Raw genomic sequence first — 17,868 nt, 5'->3', positions numbered from 1 at the left:
TGTGGGCGTACTAAGCTGGGCGATTGATTTGTTCAGGGACGATCCATGAAACGTTTTGCCGCCTGCCTGCTGTCTTTTCTGGCCCTGACGGCCAATGCGGCAGATCTGCAACTGCTCACCGACAATCATCCTCCGCTGCATTTCCTTCAGGGCGATCAACTGGTGGGCTTCGGCGTGGATGTGGTGCAGGCCCTGGCCGCGCAGACCGGCGATCGCATTCACTTGCAGCAAGTGCCGCTGCTGCGCGCCCTGCGCATGGCCAGCGATACCCCGGACACCGGCGTATTTACTGTCCTGCGCACCGACGCACGCGACGACAGCTACCAATGGGTCGGGCCGTTGATCGAAGTCGAAACCGCGCTGTATGCCCACGACAATTTTCACCCACCGGTACGCAGCCTGCGTGAAGCCGATCACCTGGGCCGGATCACCGTGCCACGCAAATGGCTGGTCTACAGCTATTTGCAGGAACAGGACCTGACCAACCTTTACGGCGTGGAAACCCCGGAACAAATGATGCGTCTGTTCAGTCTCAGGCGGACCGACTTTGTGGTGTCCGACACCTTGTCCAGCGCCGCCCTCGCCCGCGAGCAAGGCATGGAACCGGGGCGTTTGCAGTACCAGTTGCCGTTGATGAAGCAGGATACCTACATCGCATTCTCCCGACAGACCGACCCCAAACAGGTCGCACGCTGGCAGCAGGCGCTGGATACGCTACGCGCCGACGGCCGCCTGGAGAAAATGCGCCAGCGCTGGCTGAGCAACACCCTGCCGCGCTGATCACGCATCAACGCCTTTGATAACAACTATCTGAAAAGGTGTTTTTTCTTCTGGCGCCCGTGGCCATAAAGTGGCGGTCATCTTCTTCCCACTTTCTGGTGCACCCATGAAAGACTTCATTGCCCTCGGGTTCATCGTCGCGCTGATCGGCGCCACCTCAGCGATTGCCAACGCCCACGGCAACGGGCACGTCGTAGCCATGACCAGTGTCGGCCAGTCCGGCACATTGAACGTCGACACCGTCGGCCTTGGCAGCGAAGCCACGGACAGCCTGGAGCAGACGCTCTACGTTGCGCAGAACGCCTCCGAGTACGGTTACGACTATTGAGCCACCAGCCGCGCCGCCAACGCCTTGGCCTGCGACGCGACATCGGTCACTGCGGTACTTTCCCACCACATCCCTCTGAGTGGCGGGCCCATCGCGAACAGTCTTTGTGACACTTTCCCCTGAGCATCCAGCACCGCGCCGTCCACCGCCGCCGCAATCCCCAGCGCCAATGGCCCCGGTTGCACCAGCCCACGGGCCAGCAACTGCTGAGGCAAGGGCCGGTCGACCCGGCGCCAGTCATACTCGATACCACTGGAATTGATCAGCGCCGCGCCTTGCACCACGCGCGTTTCACTCTCACCCCGACGACGGACGCGAATGCCGACACCTCCGCCCGACACCGGCTCAAGACCTTTATAGGACGCGGCGTGAATACGCAGGCGCCCTTCGCGGTGCAGACGCTCGACCAGCTCCGCACTCAGCGGCGGCGAACGATGGTGATGGCTCTCCCACCACGGCCGCACATGCCGCACGAATTGCCGGCGCTGCGCATCGCTCGCCTGGCTCCACAGCCGACCGATGTGCGCGCGCACCGTATCCAGCGGCGCCTGCCAGTCGATGCCTTGGGCGATGGCGACCTGGCAATGCCGGCGCAATTCGCGCAGCAACTGGCGTGGCGTGCGGAGGCTGTGATCCTCGGCGAGAAAGTCCACCCATGCCGGCGGCTGTCGACGCACATGGGGCAGCAGTCCGTGCCGGGAAAACACTTCGATCGGCCCGCGATGCCCGGCCTGCTCCAGCGAGACCACAGCATCGACCATGGTCAGGCCGGAGCCGATGATCAACACCGTGGATTGCGGATCGAGCTGGCGCATGGCGCCCACATCCCAAGGATCCAGCCCTGCGGCGTTGAGGCCGCTGGATTGTTTTTGCGGCGTACGGGCAGCCGGGAACATCCCGGTGGCCAGCACCGCGAAAGCCCCTTGCAGTCGCTGGCCGTCGCTCAGGGTGAGCTGCACCGAATCAACTGAAGCCTGTACATCAATCACCTCTGCGCGCACGTGCTCGACCGTCGAACCATGCTGCGCGCCCACTTGCTGCGCTTCGGCCAGACGCTGCTGCACATAGACGCCGAACAGGCCCCGGGGTGGAAACAGTTCGCTGACCGGTACATGTTGCTGATCGGATTCAGGCCAGCCGCCGCTGGCAATATGATTGGTCAGCCATTGGGTCAAATCATCGGCATTGTCCGGGTCGACGCTCATCCGCGCGGCATTGCCGTTGAGCGTGTGGCCCAGCTCCACCGCACTGTACGCTTCGCCCCGGCCCAGTTCGGCCCGGGGCTCGATCACCAGAATCCGCCGCCGGCCCGGCAGACGCAGCAATTGCACCGCCAGCATCGCGCCGCTGAGGCCGCCGCCGACAATCAGGATGTCGGCCGTATCGGTTTGAGTCATGCCGTTCTCGCTGCAAAGGGTTTGCTCAAGTCAGTGTCGTGCAGACGCTGCGAGCGAGTCTAGACAGACGCGACCTTTTTCTCCTGCCGATGCAGCTCACCCAGGTTTCGATAACCGCTGCCCGGATGGATCTGCGGCAATCTCGGCCCCTCGCCAAACAGCTTTTCGCGTAATGTCCCCGGCGTGTATTCGGTCTTGTAAACACCGCGTTTCTGCAACTCCGGCACCAGCAATTCCACGGCGTCGATGAAGGTTTCGTGGGTCAGCGCGTAGGCCAGATTGAAGCCGTCGACGTCGGTTTCATCGACCCATTCCTGCAACAGGTCCGCCACCGTTTCCGGGCTGCCGACGAACAACGGGCCGAAACCGCCGATGCCGACCCAATCGGCCAGTTCGTTCGGGGTCCAGACCTTGTTCGGATCCGCCGTGGAAAACGCCTCGACCGCCGACTGAATGGCATTGGTGTGCACATGCTTGAGCGGTTCGTCCGGTTTGAAGCGGCTGAAGTCGATGCCGGTCCAGCCAGAAATCAACGCCATCGCGCCTTCGTAGCTGACCCAGGATTTGTATTCTTCGAACTTGGCTTTGGCCTTGGCGTCGGTCTCGCCGAGGATCACGGTTTGCAGGTTGAAGATCAGGATCTTCGACGGATCGCGTCCGGCCTCGGCGGCGCGGCGACGAATGTCGGCCACGGTTTTTTTGAGCAGCACTTTCGACGGCGCAGCGACGAAAACGCACTCGGCATGCTCGGCGGCAAACTGCTTGCCCCGGCTGGAAGCGCCCGCCTGATAGAGAACAGGCGTGCGCTGCGGCGACGGTTCGCAGAGGTGAATGCCTGGCACCTGGAAGTGTTTCCCGTGGTGGCGGATCTCGTGGATCTTGCTCGGGTCACTGAAGATCCGCCGTTCGCGATCCCGCAGAATCGCGCCCTCTTCCCAACTGCCTTCCCAGAGCTTGTAGCAGACCTCCAGATATTCTTCGGCGAAGTCGTAGCGCGCGTCGTGTTCAGTCTGGGCTTGCTGACCGATGTTCTTCGCACCGCTCTCCAGATAGGACGTGACGATGTTCCAGCCGGCGCGGCCCTTGGTCAGGTGATCAAGGGTCGAGAGGCGTCGGGCGAATGGATATGGATGTTCGAAGGACAACGAAGCAGTCAGGCCGAAACCCAGGTGCTCGGTCACCAGCGCCATCGGCGGGATCAGTTGCAACGGATCGTTGACCGGCACCTGCGCCGCCTGCCGGATGGCCGCCTCGCCGTTGCCGTTGTACACGTCGTAGATGCCCAGCACGTCGGCGATGAACAGCCCGTCGAACTTGCCGCGTTCGAGGATTTTCGCCAGATCGGTCCAGTACTCCAGATCCTTGTACTGCCAGGAACGATCCCGAGGGTGCGCCCACAGGCCCGGCGACTGGTGGCCGACGCAGTTCATGTCGAAGGCGTTGAGGCGGATTTCACGGGGCATCAGACGGCACTCCCGATTTTCAGGAGGCATTTGGAGGTGTGATTTGAGGTGGTCATGTGAGGCGACTCCGTGGTTTCCGGATGAGGATCCAGAACCCTTAGCAGGAGTCATGCCTGAATATATTTTCGTTATTTATCAATAGTTTGAGATAACAACCTAAAGCAGTCTGCACGAAGAATAGAGCAAACTGTTTATCCGCTGTCGGCCCTGCAACAGTCAGATCACCACATTACGCACGAAGCGCGCCGCGACTTCCCCGTCATTGCGATAGGTGTGCGGCTGGTTGCTGGCGAACATGAAAAACTCGCCGGCGGCGATGTGCTGCGGCTGGTCGCCGAGCATCAGGGTCAGGCAGCCTTCAAAGACGAAAATCTGCTCGCTCCAACCTTCGGCGTCCGGTTGCGAGGGATAGACCTCGCCCGGTTGCAGGCACCATTCCCACTGTTCCACCGCGCGGGTGGCATTGGCCTTGGACAGTAAAACGGCTTTGCTGCCGGGAATGCTGCCGGCCCAGGCGAGTTCGTTGATGCGGCCCGGATCGCGGTTGTCCGGGGCCTGGATCAAATCGCTGAACGCCACTTCGAGGGCTTCGGCGACACGATCGAGGGTGGTCAGGCTGACGTTTTTTTCGCCGGCCTCAATCGCGACCAGCATGCGCCGGCTGACCCCGGACTTTTCCGCCAAGGCCGTCTGGCTCATGTCGGCGGCGTGGCGCAGGCGTCGGACGTTCTGGCTGACGTGTTGCAGGACCGAAGCCCGTTGTACAGAATCTTTGTGCACTATATTGCTCACTGGCTGGGGTTGGGCAGTATACTGCGCAACATTTGACGCATTGTGCGTCGCCTCTTCAAAAGTGCGCAAGGTCATGACGTCAGCCAACTCCCCCCAAACTCCCCTGCGGTTTTCCCGGTTCAGCAAAGCCGAGTGCGTGCTGGTGCTGATCACCATGCTTTGGGGTGGCACCTTTTTGCTGGTACAGCACGCGATGACCGTCAGCGGGCCGATGTTTTTCGTTGGTCTGCGCTTTGCCGCAGCGGCGAGCATCGTCGCGCTGTTTTCGTGGAAACACCTGCGTGAGCTGACCTTGTTCGAACTCAAGGCCGGCGCCTTCATCGGCGTGGCGATCATGCTCGGTTATGGCTTGCAGACCGTTGGCTTGCAGACCATCCCCAGCAGTCAATCGGCGTTCATCACCGCGTTGTACGTGCCGTTTGTGCCGCTGCTGCAATGGTTGGTACTCGGTCGTCGTCCCGGCTTGATGCCGAGCATCGGGATCATGCTGGCGTTTACCGGGTTGATGCTGCTGTCGGGGCCGTCCGGCGCTTCGTTGAATTTCAGTCCCGGTGAAATCGCCACGCTGATCAGCGCCATCGCCATAGCGGCGGAGATCATCCTGATCAGCACTTATGCGGGCCAGGTCGATGTGCGCCGGGTAACGGTGGTGCAACTGGCGGTGACCTCGGCGCTGGCGTTTTTGATGGTGGTGCCGACCGGTGAAGCGCTTCCGGACTTCTCCTGGCTGCTGCTGAGTACGGCCCTGGGATTGGGCGCGATGAGCGCGGCGATTCAGGTGGCGATGAACTGGGCGCAGAAAAGCGTTTCGCCGACTCGTGCGACCTTGATCTACGCGGGTGAGCCGGTCTGGGCCGGGATCGCTGGTCGGATTGCCGGGGAGCGTCTGCCGGCGATTGCGTTGGTGGGCGCCGGGTTGATTGTGGCGGCGGTGATCGTCAGTGAGTTGAAGACCAAGGGCAAAACCACGTCGGACCTCGAAGAAGAGCTGAGCCGCGAAACCGAGCACTGATCGAACCCACGCTAAAGCGTGGGTTCGCGCATTTCCCCTCCCTGAAACAATGTGAACCAAACAATTTGCGGCTACTTTGTAGGATTCAGAGACATCCTCGCGTTTGGCGATCCGGGAGCTGGCACGTATGATGCTTCACAAACTTCCGCAGATTAGAAGCCTATGTCCCTGATAGTTCTACTGCTTCTGCCTTTTGTGGGCAGCTGTCTGGCAGCCGTGCTGCCGCACAACGCACGTAACGCCGAATCCCTGTTGGCAGGCCTGGTCGCTTTGATCGGTACTGTCCAGGTCGCCTTGCTGTTCCCGCAAATCGCCCATGGCGGCGTGATCCGTGAAGAGTTCATGTGGCTGCCCAGCCTGGGCCTGAACTTCGTCCTGCGCATGGACGGCTTCGCCTGGCTGTTCTCGATGCTGGTGCTGGGCATCGGCACCCTCGTTTCCTTGTATGCCCGTTATTACATGTCGCCGGATGACCCGGTGCCGCGTTTCTTCGCGTTCTTTCTGGCGTTCATGGGCGCCATGCTCGGGCTGGTGATCTCGGGCAACCTGATCCAGATCGTGTTTTTCTGGGAGCTGACCAGCCTCTTTTCGTTCCTGTTGATCGGCTATTGGCACCACCGCCACGACGCCCGGCGCGGCGCCTATATGGCGCTGATGGTTACCGGTGCCGGCGGATTGTGCCTGCTGGCGGGGGTCATGATCCTCGGCCATGTGGTCGGCAGCTATGACCTGGACAAGGTCCTGGCCGCCGGCGATCAGATTCGCGCACATGCCCTCTACCCTATCCTGCTTCCCCTCATTCTTATCGGCGCCCTCAGCAAAAGCGCCCAGTTCCCCTTCCACTTCTGGCTGCCCCACGCGATGGCGGCGCCGACACCGGTTTCGGCCTATCTGCACTCGGCGACCATGGTCAAGGCCGGGGTCTTCCTGCTCGCGCGGTTATGGCCGTCGCTGTCCGGCAGCGAAGAATGGTTCTACATCGTCAGCGGTGCCGGCGCCGCCACGCTGTTGCTCGGCGCGTACTGCGCGATGTTCCAGAACGACCTCAAGGGGCTGCTGGCCTACTCGACCATCAGCCACCTCGGCCTGATCACTTTGCTGCTGGGCCTGAACAGTCCGCTGGCAGCGGTCGCGGCGGTGTTCCACATTCTCAACCACGCGACTTTCAAGGCTTCGCTGTTCATGGCCGCCGGGATCATCGACCACGAAAGTGGCACCCGCGACATCCGCAAGCTCAACGGCCTGTTCAAACTGATTCCGTTTACCGCCACCCTGGCGATGGTCGCCAGTGCGTCCATGGCCGGCGTGCCGTTGCTCAACGGTTTCCTGTCGAAAGAAATGTTCTTCGCCGAAACCGTGTTCATCAATGCCACGGCGTGGGTTGAAGCCGCGCTGCCCATCGTGGCGACCATCGCCGGTACGTTCAGCGTTGCGTACTCGCTGCGCTTTACCGTCGACGTGTTCTTCGGCCCGACCGCCACCGATCTGCCGCACACCCCGCACGAGCCGCCGCGCTGGATGCGTGCACCGGTTGAGTTGCTGGTGTTCACCTGTTTGCTGGTAGGGATTTTCCCGGCTCAAGTGGTCGGCCCGTTGCTGGCCGCCGCGGCGTTGCCGGTGGTCGGTGGCGTGCTGCCGGAATACAGTCTGGCGATCTGGCACGGTCTCAATGCACCGATGATCATGAGTCTGATCGCCATGTCCGGCGGCATCGTGGTCTACCTGCTGCTGCGTAATCAGCTCAAGCGTGGCCGTTTCAAGTTCCCGCCGCTGGTGGGCCGCTTCAACGGCAAGCGCCTGTTTGAACGCAGCCTGGTGGCGATGATGCGCCTGGCCCGACGTCTGGAGCGGCGAATCGGCACCAAACGCCTGCAAACGCAGTTGTTCCTGATGGTATTGGCGGCAGTGCTCGCCGGGCTGATCCCGATGCTGCACAGCAGCCTGAGCTGGGGCGACCGGCCGAAGATCCCCGGTTCCATCGTGTTCGTGACCCTGTGGCTGCTGGCAATCGCCTGCGCCCTCGGCGCCGCGTGGCAGGCTAAGTATCACCGTCTCGCCGCCCTGACCATGGTCAGTGTCTGCGGCCTGATGACTTGCGTGACCTTCGTCTGGTTCTCGGCACCGGATCTGGCCCTGACACAACTGGTGGTCGAAGTGGTGACCACGGTGCTGATCCTGCTGGGCCTGCGCTGGCTGCCACGACGGATCGAAGAGGTTTCGCCGCTGCCGAGCAGCCTGCGCAAGGCCCGTGTGCGGCGTCTGCGCGACTTGTTGCTGTCGATTGCCGTCGGTGGCGGCATGGCGCTGCTGTCCTACGCGATGCTGACCCGGCAGACCCCGAACGACATTTCCTCGTTCTACCTGAGCCGCGCCCTGCCTGAAGGCGGCGGCAGCAACGTGGTCAACGTGATGCTGGTGGACTTCCGTGGTTTCGACACCCTCGGCGAAATCACCGTACTGGTGGCCGTGGCGCTGACGGTATTCGCCCTGCTGCGACGCTTCCGCCCACCGAAAGAAAGCCTGCAACTGCCAGCCCAGCAACGCCTGCTGGCGCCGGACGTAGTCACCGATCTGGTCAACCCGCGTTCGGCCAGCGACACCGCACTCGGCTTCATGATGGTGCCGGCGGTGCTGGTTCGCCTGTTGCTGCCGATTGCATTGGTGGTGTCGTTCTACCTGTTCCTGCGCGGCCACAACCAACCGGGCGGCGGGTTCGTCGCCGGCCTGGTGATGTCGGTGGCGTTCATCCTGCAATACATGGTCGCCGGCACCCAGTGGGTCGAGGCGCAAATGAGCCTGCGACCGCTGCGCTGGATGGGCACCGGGTTGCTGTTCGCCACGGTCACCGGTCTTGGCGCGATGCTGGCGGGTTATCCGTTCCTCACCACGCACACCTGGCATTTCAGCGTGCCGGTGCTGGGTGACATCCATATCGCCAGCGCCCTGTTCTTCGACATCGGCGTGTATGCGGTGGTGGTAGGTTCGACGTTGTTGATCCTTACCGCCCTCGCCCACCAATCGGTCCGGGGTCATAAAACCGCTGCCATCAAAGGAGCCGTCTGATGGAAGAAGTCATCGCAATCGCCATCGGAGTGCTCGCCGCCTCCGGCGTCTGGCTGATCCTGCGCCCGCGGACGTTCCAGGTGGTCATGGGCCTGTGCCTGCTGTCCTACGGCGTCAACCTGTTCATCTTCAGCATGGGTAGCCTGTTCATCGGCAAGGAACCCAACATCAAGGACGGCGTACCGCAGGATCTGCTCAATTACACCGACCCGCTGCCTCAGGCGCTGGTGTTGACGGCCATCGTCATCAGCTTCGCCATGACCGCGCTGTTCCTGGTGGTGCTGCTCGCTTCACGGGGCCTGACCGGCACCGACCATGTGGACGGTCGGGAGCCCAAGGAATGACGGCGATGACTCACCTGATCGCTGCGCCGATTCTGCTGCCGCTGCTGACCGCCGCCATTATGCTGATGCTCGGCGAGAAACACCGGCCGCTAAAGGCCAAGATCAACCTGTTCTCCAGCCTGCTGGGCCTGGGCATTTCCGTGCTGTTGCTGCAATGGACCCAGACCACCGGCGTACCCGGCTCCATCGGCGTCTACCTGCCGGGTAACTGGCAGGTGCCATTCGGCATCGTGCTGGTTGTGGATCGGCTGTCGGCCTTGATGCTGGTGCTGACCGGCATCATCGGCGTCAGCGCCCTGCTGTTCGCCATGGCGCGCTGGGACGGCGCAGGCTCAAGCTTCCACGCGCTGTTCCAGATTCAGTTGATGGGCCTGTACGGCGCGTTCCTGACGGCTGACCTGTTCAACCTGTTCGTGTTCTTCGAAGTGCTGCTCGCGGCCTCCTACGGTTTGCTGCTCCACGGCTCGGGCCGGGCACGGGTGTCGTCGGGGCTGCATTACATTTCGATCAACCTGCTGGCCTCGTCGCTGTTTCTGATTGGCGCGGCGCTGATCTACGGCGTCACCGGCACGCTGAACATGGCCGACCTCGCAATGAAGATTCCGCTGGTGCCGGAGGCCGATCGTGGCTTGCTGCATGCCGGCGCGGCGATTCTGGCGGTGGCGTTCCTGGCTAAGGCCGGGATGTGGCCGCTGAACTTCTGGCTGGTGCCGGCCTATTCCTCGGCCAGTGCGCCGGTGGCGGCGATGTTCGCGATCATGACCAAGGTCGGCGTCTATACCTTGCTGCGCCTGTGGACGCTGCTGTTCTCCGGGCAGGCCGGCGCCTCGGCCTACTTCGGCGGCGACTGGCTGATCTACGGCGGCATGGCGACCATGCTCTGCGCGGGCGTGGCGATCATCGCCGCGCAACGCCTGGAGCGCATGGCCAGCCTGAGCATTCTGGTATCGGCGGGGATTCTCCTGTCGGCCGTGGGTTTCGCCCAGCCGAACCTGATCGGCGCGGCGCTGTTCTATCTGGTCAGCTCGACTCTGGCACTCAGCGCACTGTTCCTGCTGGCGGAACTGATCGAACGTTCGCGCACCGCCATCGAAATACCGCTCGAAGACGAAAACGAGTTGCTGCCGCGTCCGCAGGAATGGCAACGACCGGTCAAGGGCATCAACCTCGACGATGACCAGAAAGCCGTCGTCGGCCAGGTAATTCCGTGGACCATGGCCTTCCTCGGCTTGAGTTTCATTGCGTGTGCGCTGTTGATCATCGGCATGCCGCCGCTGTCGGGGTTCATTGGCAAGCTGAGCCTGATCGGCGCATTGCTCAACCCGTTGGGGCTCGGCACTGGCGAACCGATCTCAACTGCTGCCTGGACGTTGCTGGCATTGCTGATCCTCACCGGCCTCGGCTCGTTGATGGCTTTCTCGCGATTGGGTATCCAGCGTTTCTGGTCGCCGGAAGAGCGCCCGTCGCCAGTGCTGCGCAAACTCGAATGCGTGCCGATTTTCCTGCTGCTCGGCCTGAGCATCGCCCTGACCTTCAAGGCTGAGCCGCTGCTGCGTTACACCCAAGCCGCCGCAGACGCGTTGAACAACCCGCAGCAATACGTGATGGCGGTGCTTGGTACCCGCGCCGTGCCAAGCCCGGAAGCCAAGGCTGCGCTGCTGGAGGTGCAACCATGAAGCGTCTGTTTCCTGCTCCGTGGCTGTCGCTTGCGCTGTGGCTGCTGTGGCTGGTGCTGAACCTGTCGATCAGCCCCGGCAACCTGCTGCTGGGGGCGGCGCTGGGTTTCTGCGCGCCGCTGATGATGCGCAAACTGCGCCCGCAACAGATCCACATCCGCCGGCCCGGTGCAATTCTGCGCCTGTTCCTGCTGGTCGGGCGTGACGTGATCATCTCCAATCTGGCGGTGGCTTGGGGCGTGCTCAACGCCGGTCGCCGCCCGCCTCGCTCACGCTTCATCAAGGTGCCACTGGATCTGCGCGATGCCAACGGTCTGGCGGCGCTGTCGATGATCTGTACGGTCGTGCCCGGCACGGTGTGGTCGGAACTGGCGCTGGATCGCAGCATTCTGTTGCTGCACGTCTGGGATCTGGATGACGAGGCGCAATTCATCCAGCACTTCAAGGTCACTTACGAGCGGCCGTTGATGGAGATTTTCGAATGAGCCCGCTGCTGTCGAATGCGATTCTGCTGACGCTGTTCCTGTTCTCGCTGGCGATGGTACTGACGCTGATTCGCCTGTTCAAAGGGCCGTCAGCACAGGACCGGGTACTGGCGCTGGACTACCTGTACATCGTCGCCATGCTGATGATGCTGACGCTGGGAATTCGTTACTCCAGTGACACCTATTTCGAAGCGGCGCTGCTGATCGCGCTGTTCGGCTTCGTCGGCTCGTTTGCCCTGGCGAAATTCCTGCTGCGTGGCGAGGTGATCGAATGAACGCTGAATTGTCTCTGTGGGTGGAAATCCCGGTGGCGATCCTGCTGGTACTCAGCGGCGTGTTTGCCCTGATCGGTGCAGCCGGGCTGTTGCGGATGAAGGATTACTTCCAGCGCATGCACCCGCCGGCGCTGGCCTCGACCCTCGGCGCGTGGTGCGTGGCGCTGGCGTCGATCATCTGCTTTTCCGCGCTCAAGTCCCGGCCGGTGCTGCACGCGTGGCTGATCCCGATTCTGCTGTCGATCACCGTGCCGGTGACCACCCTGCTGCTGGCGCGTGCGGCGCTGTTCCGCAAGCGCATGGCCGGAGACGATGTGCCGGCCGAGGTGAGCAGCCGACGCACCGAGAGCGGCAGCTAGATCCAGGCAACAGCCAACAGCCCGGCTCCCAGAATCAGACACAACGGTGAGTAAATCCAAGTGTCGAGCCGGGCAAACCGCGAACCCTTCACTTCCTTGAAAAAGCCCACCAGTTCCGAATCACCGATCGCCCTTGCAAACATCAGCAGCGCAATCGCGCTGATCACCCACTGCAACGCCCAGTGATGCACCGGCGAAAACCACCAGCCCACCCTCATGCACACCAGTGCGGCAATCAGTAGCAGGGCTGCCGCCACCGCCAACGTGATCCAGCCTGACGGCTTGAACGCCGGCCTGAGCGTCAGTCCGCCGTTATTCACCGGAACCTGCGGCACCACCGCCACAGCCGCCCACTCTCCACCCATCGCCCAATACACATGCATCAGGCTGATCGCCGCAAATATCGTCACCAGCCATTGAGCCAACACAAAGGTCATGGTCGAGAATCCTTTCAAGGGACTTGAACAAAACATCCTAGTCGGCATTTTTACATGTGCACGACCGGTCAGCGGTGCGGTAAAGTGCCGCCCCATGAAATTCACCCGTTCCGATCGCTCACTGCTGGCCTGGATGCTCTATTGCTGCGTCCTGTTCAACGTGTTCGCCTGCAGCATCGGTCACGGACAAATGGTCGGGATGCAGCTCAACGGTATTGGTGGCCAGTTCTGCGCCGTCGACCCGAGCACCCAGGCGCCACTCGCGTCCAATCCTTCCGAAGAAAAACTGCCGACCCTGGCCAAAGCCTTTGGCTGTCCGCTGTGCTCCACCGGCGGCATGGGCCCGGCGTTCAACTCCAGCCTGACCCTGGCGATCCTGCCGGAACAACACAGCCCGCCGCTGCCGGTCATTGTCAGCGCCGACCTCCCTGCTCGCTTCACCTGGCCTTCGGCCAACCCCCGCGCCCCGCCGCTCGCCTGAGTGTCTTTGCCTTTTTGATTTGTCAGCCCACTGCGCCAATGCGCGGCGTTCGCCTGTGCGCTGACTCCTAGACAAGCATTCAGGATTCAATCGATGAAACAACTTACCTTGCTGGCGAGCCTGTGCGGCTGCCTGTCCGTCAACGCCTGGGCACAATCCACCGTGGATCTGGCGCCGATCACCATTGACGGCGAGTCCGCCGCCGAACCGGGACTGAGCCTCGACCAGTCCAGCGGCATGGCCTCGCGCCTCGGCTTGAGCGTACGCGACACCCCGGCCTCGGTAGCCATCGCCAACCGCAACGACATCGAGCGCCACGGTGCGCAGAACTTCCAGGACGCCGCCAACACCCTGCCCGGCGTCAACGCCAGTGCACCGCCGGGGTTTGGCGGATTCGTGTCCTATCGCGGTTTTACCAGCAGCCAGATCACCCAGATGTTCAACGGCGTCAACGTTTCCGGCGGACTGGCGCGGCCCGTGGATTCGTGGATTTATGACCGGGTGGAACTGGTCGGCGGCCCGTCGTCGCTGATCAACGGCGCCGGTTCGGTGGGCGGCTCGCTGAACTACGTGACCAAACTGGCCACTCGCGACGAGCAAGCCGCCGAAGGCCGGGTCAGCTACGGCACCTACGACACCACCGAAACCGCGTTCGGTCTCAACCACGCCCTGAGCCAGCCCGGCGCCGACGTGCAGCATTACGCGCGCCTCGACGTCAGCCACAACACCAGCAACGGCTACATCGACCGTCAGGAACGCGATGCCTGGAGCATGGCGTTCTCGCTGCTCAGCGACCTGACGCCGAACCTGTCGCACACCCTGGCCCTGGAATACCAGGACGAACACGAAGACAGCCCGTACTGGGGCACCCCGGTACTCAACCCCAAGGCCGGCGAGTTGAAGATCGACCGGCACAACCGCTTCAACAACTACAACGTCGAGGACGGCCGCTACGAGCAACGGACGATCTGGGTGCGCTCGATCATCGATTACCGGATCAATGACAGCACCACCCTGCGCAACACGCTCTATCACCTCGACAGCCAGCGTGATTACCGCAACCTCGAAACCTACCAGTACAACGCCGACAACAGCGCCGTGAACCGCTCCACGGCCTATCAGGTGCGGCATCAGGGTGAGCAGGACGGCAATCAGTTCGAACTGCGCCACGACAACACGCTGTTCGGCCTCGACACCACCTGGTCCGGCGGCTTCGAGTACAAGGTCAACCAGACCACCAACTCGCCGCTCAACGTCAAAGGCGCGAGCACCGTGGACCCGAACAATTATCGCCCGGGGCATTTCTATGACATTCCGGGCACGAAACCTGGGTTTGTCAGCGACAAGACCAACGAGGTCACCACCAAGGCGTTGTTCGCCGAAAACCGCCTGGCACTGACTGACAAACTCTCGTTGCTCACCGGCCTGCGCTATGACGACATCGACCTGGACGTCACCAACCATCGCACGGTGACGGCGAGCAACCCGCGCCACCTCAAGCGCAGTTGGGAACCGGTCACCGGGCGCGTCGGCCTGACCTACCAGTTCATTCCATCAGCCAACGTTTATGTGCAATACAGCACCGCCGCCGAGCAACCCGGTGGTACTCAGGACTTCGATGTTTCAACGGGCAAGCAATGGGAAATCGGCAGCAAGTTCGACTATCTGAACGGTCGCGGTTCCGCGACAGTCGCGGCTTACACCATCGAGCGCAAAGACTTTGCCGTCACCGATCCACTGGACCCGACCAACAGCATTCCGGTCGGCCAGCAGACATCCAAAGGCATCGAGATTGCCAGCTCACTGCGGATCACTGACAAGCTGCTAGCCGAGGGCAATTTTGCCTGGGTCGATGCGCAATACGATGAGTTCAACGAGAAGAACGCCGCCGGCGTGGTGGTATCACGCAAGGGCAACACGCCGACCAATGTGCCGGATCGGGTCGGCAATCTGTGGCTGACCTATGACTTTTCGCCACAGTGGCAAGGCGGGGTTGATGCGCGGTATGTGGCCTCGGTGTATGCGGATAATGCCAACACCATGACCGTACCGTCGTACACGTTGTTCGGGAGTTTCCTCAGCTACAAGGTCGATACTCACACCACCGTCACCGGCCGCGTGCGTAACCTGACGAACGAGGTGTATGCCGAATTCGCCCATGTGTCGCCGGCTTACTACCTGGGCACACCGCGCACCTTTGAACTGGCGGTGCAGACCCGGTTCTGACTCACCCCGGCGAGGGAGCAAGCTCCCTCGCCGCCCCGCTACAATCCTGCCTGCACCTTGTCCGCCACATCCTTCGGCAACCAGGCTTGCCACACATCCGGATGGGCCTTCATGAACGCCTCCGCCGCTTCCCGTGGCGGGGTGTGTTTCTCGCTCATATCAGCCAGTGCCTTGTTCAAATCGCCGATCGGAAAATCGACCTTGCTGAAAAACGCCGCGATCTGCGGGTATTGCTTCTGAAACGGTGCAGACACCCCGATCGACAGTTTCGAGGCCAATGAACGGGTCGGTTTCGGGTTGGGATTGTCGGCGTCGGTCAGGGTCTTCCAGGCCTCAGCGTCGAACGGCGGCTCTTCCAGTTGCACCAGTTTGAACTTGCCGAGCAACGGCGTCGGCGACCAGTAATAGAACAGTACCGGTTTGCCCCGGCGGATCGACGAACTGATTTCGGCATCCAGCGCCGCACCGGAGCCGCTGCGGAAATTGGTGAAGTCATCCTGCAGCCCATAAGCCGTGAGCTTCTGCTTGTTCACCACTTCCGACGTCCAGCCGATCGGGCTGTTGAGGAACCGCCCCTTGCTCGGGGTTTCCGGGTCCTTGAACACGTCCTTGTACTTCTTCAGATCGCTGACGCTGCGCAGGTCCGGCGCCAGTGGTTTGATGCCTTTGGCGGTATCGCCCTTGATCACGTATTCCGGCACCCACCAGCCTTCGGTGGCGCCTTTGACCGTGTCGCCCAGGCTGGCGACCTTGCCTTCGGCCTCGGCCTTGACCCACACCGGACTGCGCCCGGCCCACTCCTCGCCGATGACCTGAATGTCATTGTTGGCCAGCGCGGTTTCCAGGGTAATGGTGGTGCCTGGCAACGTATCCGTCGGCAGGCCATAACCCTTCTCGACGATGATCCGCAGGACATCGGTGATCAGGCTGCCGCTTTCCCAGTTCAGGTCGGCGAAGTGAATCGGGGTCTGCGCCGCACTGACCGCCGGCACCGCAGCCATCAAGCCGAATGTGGCCATAAAAGCGGCCAGCAACCGTCGAAATCCGTTCATGCTTTTGCACCTCGTGCTGTTCACAGCAATAGCAGGAAGGCCTGGGGCCTCTGAATACTCAGTCAACTGACTGTAGACGAGGTTCCTGCTTTTTCAGGGGCATGACACGGACAAGGCTACTTTTCAGACATTTCCTTCAAGCGTTGAAGCTCGCGTCTGACCATGCTGGCGTATTCAGCAGGCTGCAAAGCGTAGATCTGCGAGGCGACCCAACCGAGCCAGGCGCCCTTCAATTCGGCCTTTGCATCGAACAGGCGCCGGGCTTCATCGCGGGCGCTGTCGAGGTTCTGCAAATGGAAATCGGCGCGACTCACGCCCGTCACTCGCTGGCCTTGAAGGTCACCAGTTCGCCCTTGCGCCACTTGGCGGCCTTGGCGGTGACGGCTTTGAGGGTTTTGGTCAGGCCTTCCTGCAACTGCTCATTGGCGGCGAACACAGTGACTGCGCTATGGCCTTCCTTGAACACAATGGCATGGCCATCGGCCGTGGTGACGAAGGCATAGTCGCCCAGGCCGTACACGGTCATTTTGATCTCGCGAAAACGGATGTCCATTTTTCCGCCTTCACGGCTGGGCAATACCGAAGCGCTGAAATGATCGCCGACCTTGAGCTTGAGGCCGGGCTTGTCGTCGACCACCAATGCGCTTTCGGTGTCGATTTCGGCAACGTAAATGCCTTCGGCGTTTTGCTCGGTGATGTAAACAAAACGCGATTGAAACTGCTTGACCAGCTTTGCCCGCAAATCACCCAGCACGAACAAAGCATGCATATCGAGGTTACTGACTGCCAAAGAAACATCCCCACACTTGAAAGAGTGCCGCACGCGAAAAACGCGCACGACAGTAAAAACGGCCAGGCCGATGGTGTTGCGCAATGACTCGAATAAAAGCCTGAACGAGCCAAGTGCTCATTCAACGCGAGGTTCACAAGACTACTGGAATGCCACTCGCGAAACCTGCAAAGACGTTCTCCAAATGTTGAAGGAAAACGCCTCACGGTCGGCCAGAGAAAACTGACTACGAACTTTAGGGAAAAAACTCACCAAGAAAAGCACTTTTCCGACATATCGCACGCAAAAAATTGCTTTAGATAACGTCATGCCGTCAACAGGTGTTGGCGATTCTAGAGCAGCGACGCTGCTCGCGACTACCCGCAACCGTCTGTAAATGCGGGTCAATCCTTGAAAAGGACTTCATATGTGCACTTTGACCCATTTTACCGTGGCCCACGAACCACCCTTTGTCTTGAATGGCCCAAGCCTGGGGACTGACTACGCACCGGAACGATGTGGCCGGGAGCCACTGTTTCAGGTGGTCCCGGCCGGCAACGCCTTTTTCCACATCAGGGAAAAGTCGACAGGTCGCGTCAGAGGTTTCCGTGAGGATCACAACGCAGCCTGTGCCCTCGCCCGCTCGCTGGAGTCGCGGGCAGCACACGGCCATTAAGCGTAATCAGTGCAGGCTGTCAGCGGATTCGGCGCCCAACTGCGCAAGCCACGCGGCCCTGCACTCCTCCGCCTCGCCACGACTGGCGAACGCCGTGCCCCGCCGCTCACCGTTGAGCAACACCACCCAGCAGACGCTTTGCCCCATCGCACGCAGCCCGGCCGGAACACCGCTGCCGATCATCACCGCGACATCGACTCTGCATTGCATGCTGACCTCCCGAATTCATTAGCAACCTAACTATGCAGGCATG

General features: G+C 61.5%; 20 protein-coding genes. 12 read left to right on the top strand and 8 right to left on the bottom strand.

The window, feature by feature from the left end:
- The first annotated feature begins 45 nt into the window (after positions 1–45).
- On the top strand, positions 46–780 hold the full coding sequence (locus AC1RMX_RS13945; protein WP_493072315.1) for a substrate-binding periplasmic protein: 735 nt from the start codon (positions 46–48) through the stop codon (positions 778–780).
- A 106-nt stretch (positions 781–886) separates the two neighbouring features.
- Positions 887–1,108: a hypothetical protein gene (locus AC1RMX_RS13940; protein WP_192558266.1), complete on the top strand. Its 222-nt coding sequence runs from the start codon at positions 887–889 to the stop codon at positions 1,106–1,108.
- Here the strand turns inward: AC1RMX_RS13940 and AC1RMX_RS13935 are convergent.
- From AC1RMX_RS13935 to AC1RMX_RS13925, 3 genes are all read right to left on the bottom strand, one after another.
- On the bottom strand, positions 1,102–2,505 hold the full coding sequence (locus AC1RMX_RS13935) for an FAD/NAD(P)-binding protein (protein WP_493072313.1): 1,404 nt from the start codon (positions 2,503–2,505) through the stop codon (positions 1,102–1,104). The two genes, AC1RMX_RS13940 and AC1RMX_RS13935, sit on opposite strands and share 7 nt — an antisense overlap.
- Positions 2,506–2,564: 59 nt before the next feature.
- Complete coding sequence (locus AC1RMX_RS13930) at positions 2,565–3,968, bottom strand: LLM class flavin-dependent oxidoreductase (protein WP_096820140.1); 1,404 nt, start codon at positions 3,966–3,968, stop codon at positions 2,565–2,567.
- Between the two features lie 216 nt (positions 3,969–4,184).
- Positions 4,185–4,748, bottom strand: a complete 564-nt coding sequence (locus AC1RMX_RS13925) for a helix-turn-helix domain-containing protein (protein WP_096820141.1) — start codon at positions 4,746–4,748, stop codon at positions 4,185–4,187.
- A gap of 85 nt (positions 4,749–4,833) precedes the next feature.
- Here AC1RMX_RS13925 and AC1RMX_RS13920 point away from each other — a divergent pair, with 85 nt between their 5' ends.
- The 7 genes from AC1RMX_RS13920 to AC1RMX_RS13890 all read left to right on the top strand — a co-directional run bounded on the left by AC1RMX_RS13920 (position 4,834) and on the right by AC1RMX_RS13890 (position 11,974).
- Entirely contained in the window at positions 4,834–5,772 is a 939-nt protein-coding gene (locus AC1RMX_RS13920; protein WP_102620905.1) for a DMT family transporter, read from the top strand.
- A gap of 162 nt (positions 5,773–5,934) precedes the next feature.
- On the top strand, positions 5,935–8,835 hold the full coding sequence (locus AC1RMX_RS13915) for a monovalent cation/H+ antiporter subunit A (RefSeq protein ID WP_102620904.1): 2,901 nt from the start codon (positions 5,935–5,937) through the stop codon (positions 8,833–8,835).
- Positions 8,835–9,179, top strand: a complete 345-nt coding sequence (locus tag AC1RMX_RS13910) for a Na+/H+ antiporter subunit C (protein ID WP_096820144.1) — start codon at positions 8,835–8,837, stop codon at positions 9,177–9,179. The genes AC1RMX_RS13915 and AC1RMX_RS13910 overlap by 1 nt, the downstream gene beginning before the upstream one ends.
- Positions 9,176–10,855 (top strand): monovalent cation/H+ antiporter subunit D, encoded by a 1,680-nt coding sequence (locus AC1RMX_RS13905; protein ID WP_096820145.1) that lies wholly within the window; start codon positions 9,176–9,178, stop codon positions 10,853–10,855. The genes AC1RMX_RS13910 and AC1RMX_RS13905 overlap by 4 nt, the downstream gene beginning before the upstream one ends.
- Positions 10,852–11,340, top strand: coding sequence for a Na+/H+ antiporter subunit E (locus AC1RMX_RS13900; RefSeq protein ID WP_493072310.1), 489 nt, complete (start codon positions 10,852–10,854; stop codon positions 11,338–11,340). The genes AC1RMX_RS13905 and AC1RMX_RS13900 overlap by 4 nt, the downstream gene beginning before the upstream one ends.
- Positions 11,337–11,615 carry a K+/H+ antiporter subunit F gene (locus tag AC1RMX_RS13895; protein WP_003225959.1) on the top strand — a complete coding sequence of 93 codons (279 nt, stop codon included), beginning with the start codon at positions 11,337–11,339 and terminating at the stop codon, positions 11,613–11,615. Before AC1RMX_RS13900 ends, AC1RMX_RS13895 begins: the two co-directional genes overlap by 4 nt.
- The gene (locus AC1RMX_RS13890) at positions 11,612–11,974 is read left to right on the top strand and encodes a Na+/H+ antiporter subunit G (RefSeq protein ID WP_493072308.1); all 363 of its coding nucleotides are present in this window, start codon (positions 11,612–11,614) and stop codon (positions 11,972–11,974) included. Before AC1RMX_RS13895 ends, AC1RMX_RS13890 begins: the two co-directional genes overlap by 4 nt.
- Here the strand turns inward: AC1RMX_RS13890 and AC1RMX_RS13885 are convergent.
- Positions 11,971–12,411 carry a DUF3995 domain-containing protein gene (locus AC1RMX_RS13885; RefSeq protein WP_493072306.1) on the bottom strand — a complete coding sequence of 147 codons (441 nt, stop codon included), beginning with the start codon at positions 12,409–12,411 and terminating at the stop codon, positions 11,971–11,973. The genes AC1RMX_RS13890 and AC1RMX_RS13885 overlap by 4 nt on opposite strands.
- Positions 12,412–12,505: 94 nt before the next feature.
- Between AC1RMX_RS13885 and AC1RMX_RS13880 the strand changes: the two genes are divergently transcribed.
- Both AC1RMX_RS13880 and AC1RMX_RS13875 read left to right on the top strand, forming a co-directional pair.
- Positions 12,506–12,892, top strand: coding sequence for a DUF2946 domain-containing protein (locus AC1RMX_RS13880; RefSeq protein ID WP_096820149.1), 387 nt, complete (start codon positions 12,506–12,508; stop codon positions 12,890–12,892).
- A 93-nt stretch (positions 12,893–12,985) separates the two neighbouring features.
- A complete protein-coding gene (locus AC1RMX_RS13875; RefSeq protein WP_192558271.1) occupies positions 12,986–15,118 on the top strand; it encodes a TonB-dependent receptor in 2,133 nt (710 codons plus the stop codon).
- 38 nt (positions 15,119–15,156) lie between these two features.
- Here the strand turns inward: AC1RMX_RS13875 and AC1RMX_RS13870 are convergent, their stop codons facing one another.
- From AC1RMX_RS13870 to AC1RMX_RS13860, 3 genes are all read right to left on the bottom strand, one after another.
- Complete coding sequence (locus AC1RMX_RS13870) at positions 15,157–16,170, bottom strand: ABC transporter substrate-binding protein (protein WP_493072303.1); 1,014 nt, start codon at positions 16,168–16,170, stop codon at positions 15,157–15,159.
- A gap of 116 nt (positions 16,171–16,286) precedes the next feature.
- Positions 16,287–16,484 carry a hypothetical protein gene (locus tag AC1RMX_RS13865; RefSeq protein WP_085731966.1) on the bottom strand — a complete coding sequence of 66 codons (198 nt, stop codon included), beginning with the start codon at positions 16,482–16,484 and terminating at the stop codon, positions 16,287–16,289.
- Positions 16,485–16,489: 5 nt separating this feature from the next.
- The gene (locus AC1RMX_RS13860) at positions 16,490–16,960 is read right to left on the bottom strand and encodes a hypothetical protein (protein ID WP_007950541.1); all 471 of its coding nucleotides are present in this window, start codon (positions 16,958–16,960) and stop codon (positions 16,490–16,492) included.
- Positions 16,961–17,366: 406 nt separating this feature from the next.
- Between AC1RMX_RS13860 and AC1RMX_RS13855 the strand changes: the two genes are divergently transcribed.
- A complete protein-coding gene (locus AC1RMX_RS13855; protein WP_493072301.1) occupies positions 17,367–17,615 on the top strand; it encodes a hypothetical protein in 249 nt (82 codons plus the stop codon).
- 6 nt (positions 17,616–17,621) lie between these two features.
- Here the strand turns inward: AC1RMX_RS13855 and AC1RMX_RS13850 are convergent, their stop codons facing one another.
- On the bottom strand, positions 17,622–17,825 hold the full coding sequence (locus tag AC1RMX_RS13850) for a hypothetical protein (RefSeq protein ID WP_096820153.1): 204 nt from the start codon (positions 17,823–17,825) through the stop codon (positions 17,622–17,624).
- Positions 17,826–17,868: the final 43 nt, after the last annotated feature.

The organism is Pseudomonas sp. GW822-FHT03F04 (assembly GCF_058801405.1).
This window is presented reverse-complemented; position numbering and strand designations above follow the sequence as displayed.

What these genes read in the sequence shown, in the direction of transcription:
- AC1RMX_RS13945 (WP_493072315.1), top strand. Translation starts at nt 46, where the DNA reads ATGAAACGTTTTGCCGCCTGCCTGCTGTCTTTTCTGGCCCTGACGGCC.
- AC1RMX_RS13940 (WP_192558266.1), top strand. Translation starts at nt 887, where the DNA reads ATGAAAGACTTCATTGCCCTCGGGTTCATCGTCGCGCTGATCGGCGCC.
- AC1RMX_RS13935 (WP_493072313.1), bottom strand. Translation starts at nt 2,505, where the DNA reads ATGACTCAAACCGATACGGCCGACATCCTGATTGTCGGCGGCGGCCTC.
- AC1RMX_RS13930 (WP_096820140.1), bottom strand. Translation starts at nt 3,968, where the DNA reads ATGCCCCGTGAAATCCGCCTCAACGCCTTCGACATGAACTGCGTCGGC.
- AC1RMX_RS13920 (WP_102620905.1), top strand. Translation starts at nt 4,834, where the DNA reads ATGACGTCAGCCAACTCCCCCCAAACTCCCCTGCGGTTTTCCCGGTTC.
- AC1RMX_RS13915 (WP_102620904.1), top strand. Translation starts at nt 5,935, where the DNA reads ATGTCCCTGATAGTTCTACTGCTTCTGCCTTTTGTGGGCAGCTGTCTG.
- AC1RMX_RS13910 (WP_096820144.1), top strand. Translation starts at nt 8,835, where the DNA reads ATGGAAGAAGTCATCGCAATCGCCATCGGAGTGCTCGCCGCCTCCGGC.
- AC1RMX_RS13905 (WP_096820145.1), top strand. Translation starts at nt 9,176, where the DNA reads ATGACGGCGATGACTCACCTGATCGCTGCGCCGATTCTGCTGCCGCTG.
- AC1RMX_RS13900 (WP_493072310.1), top strand. Translation starts at nt 10,852, where the DNA reads ATGAAGCGTCTGTTTCCTGCTCCGTGGCTGTCGCTTGCGCTGTGGCTG.
- AC1RMX_RS13895 (WP_003225959.1), top strand. Translation starts at nt 11,337, where the DNA reads ATGAGCCCGCTGCTGTCGAATGCGATTCTGCTGACGCTGTTCCTGTTC.
- AC1RMX_RS13890 (WP_493072308.1), top strand. Translation starts at nt 11,612, where the DNA reads ATGAACGCTGAATTGTCTCTGTGGGTGGAAATCCCGGTGGCGATCCTG.
- AC1RMX_RS13885 (WP_493072306.1), bottom strand. Translation starts at nt 12,411, where the DNA reads ATGACCTTTGTGTTGGCTCAATGGCTGGTGACGATATTTGCGGCGATC.
- AC1RMX_RS13880 (WP_096820149.1), top strand. Translation starts at nt 12,506, where the DNA reads ATGAAATTCACCCGTTCCGATCGCTCACTGCTGGCCTGGATGCTCTAT.
- AC1RMX_RS13875 (WP_192558271.1), top strand. Translation starts at nt 12,986, where the DNA reads ATGAAACAACTTACCTTGCTGGCGAGCCTGTGCGGCTGCCTGTCCGTC.
- AC1RMX_RS13870 (WP_493072303.1), bottom strand. Translation starts at nt 16,170, where the DNA reads ATGAACGGATTTCGACGGTTGCTGGCCGCTTTTATGGCCACATTCGGC.
- AC1RMX_RS13855 (WP_493072301.1), top strand. Translation starts at nt 17,367, where the DNA reads ATGTGCACTTTGACCCATTTTACCGTGGCCCACGAACCACCCTTTGTC.
- AC1RMX_RS13850 (WP_096820153.1), bottom strand. Translation starts at nt 17,825, where the DNA reads ATGCAATGCAGAGTCGATGTCGCGGTGATGATCGGCAGCGGTGTTCCG.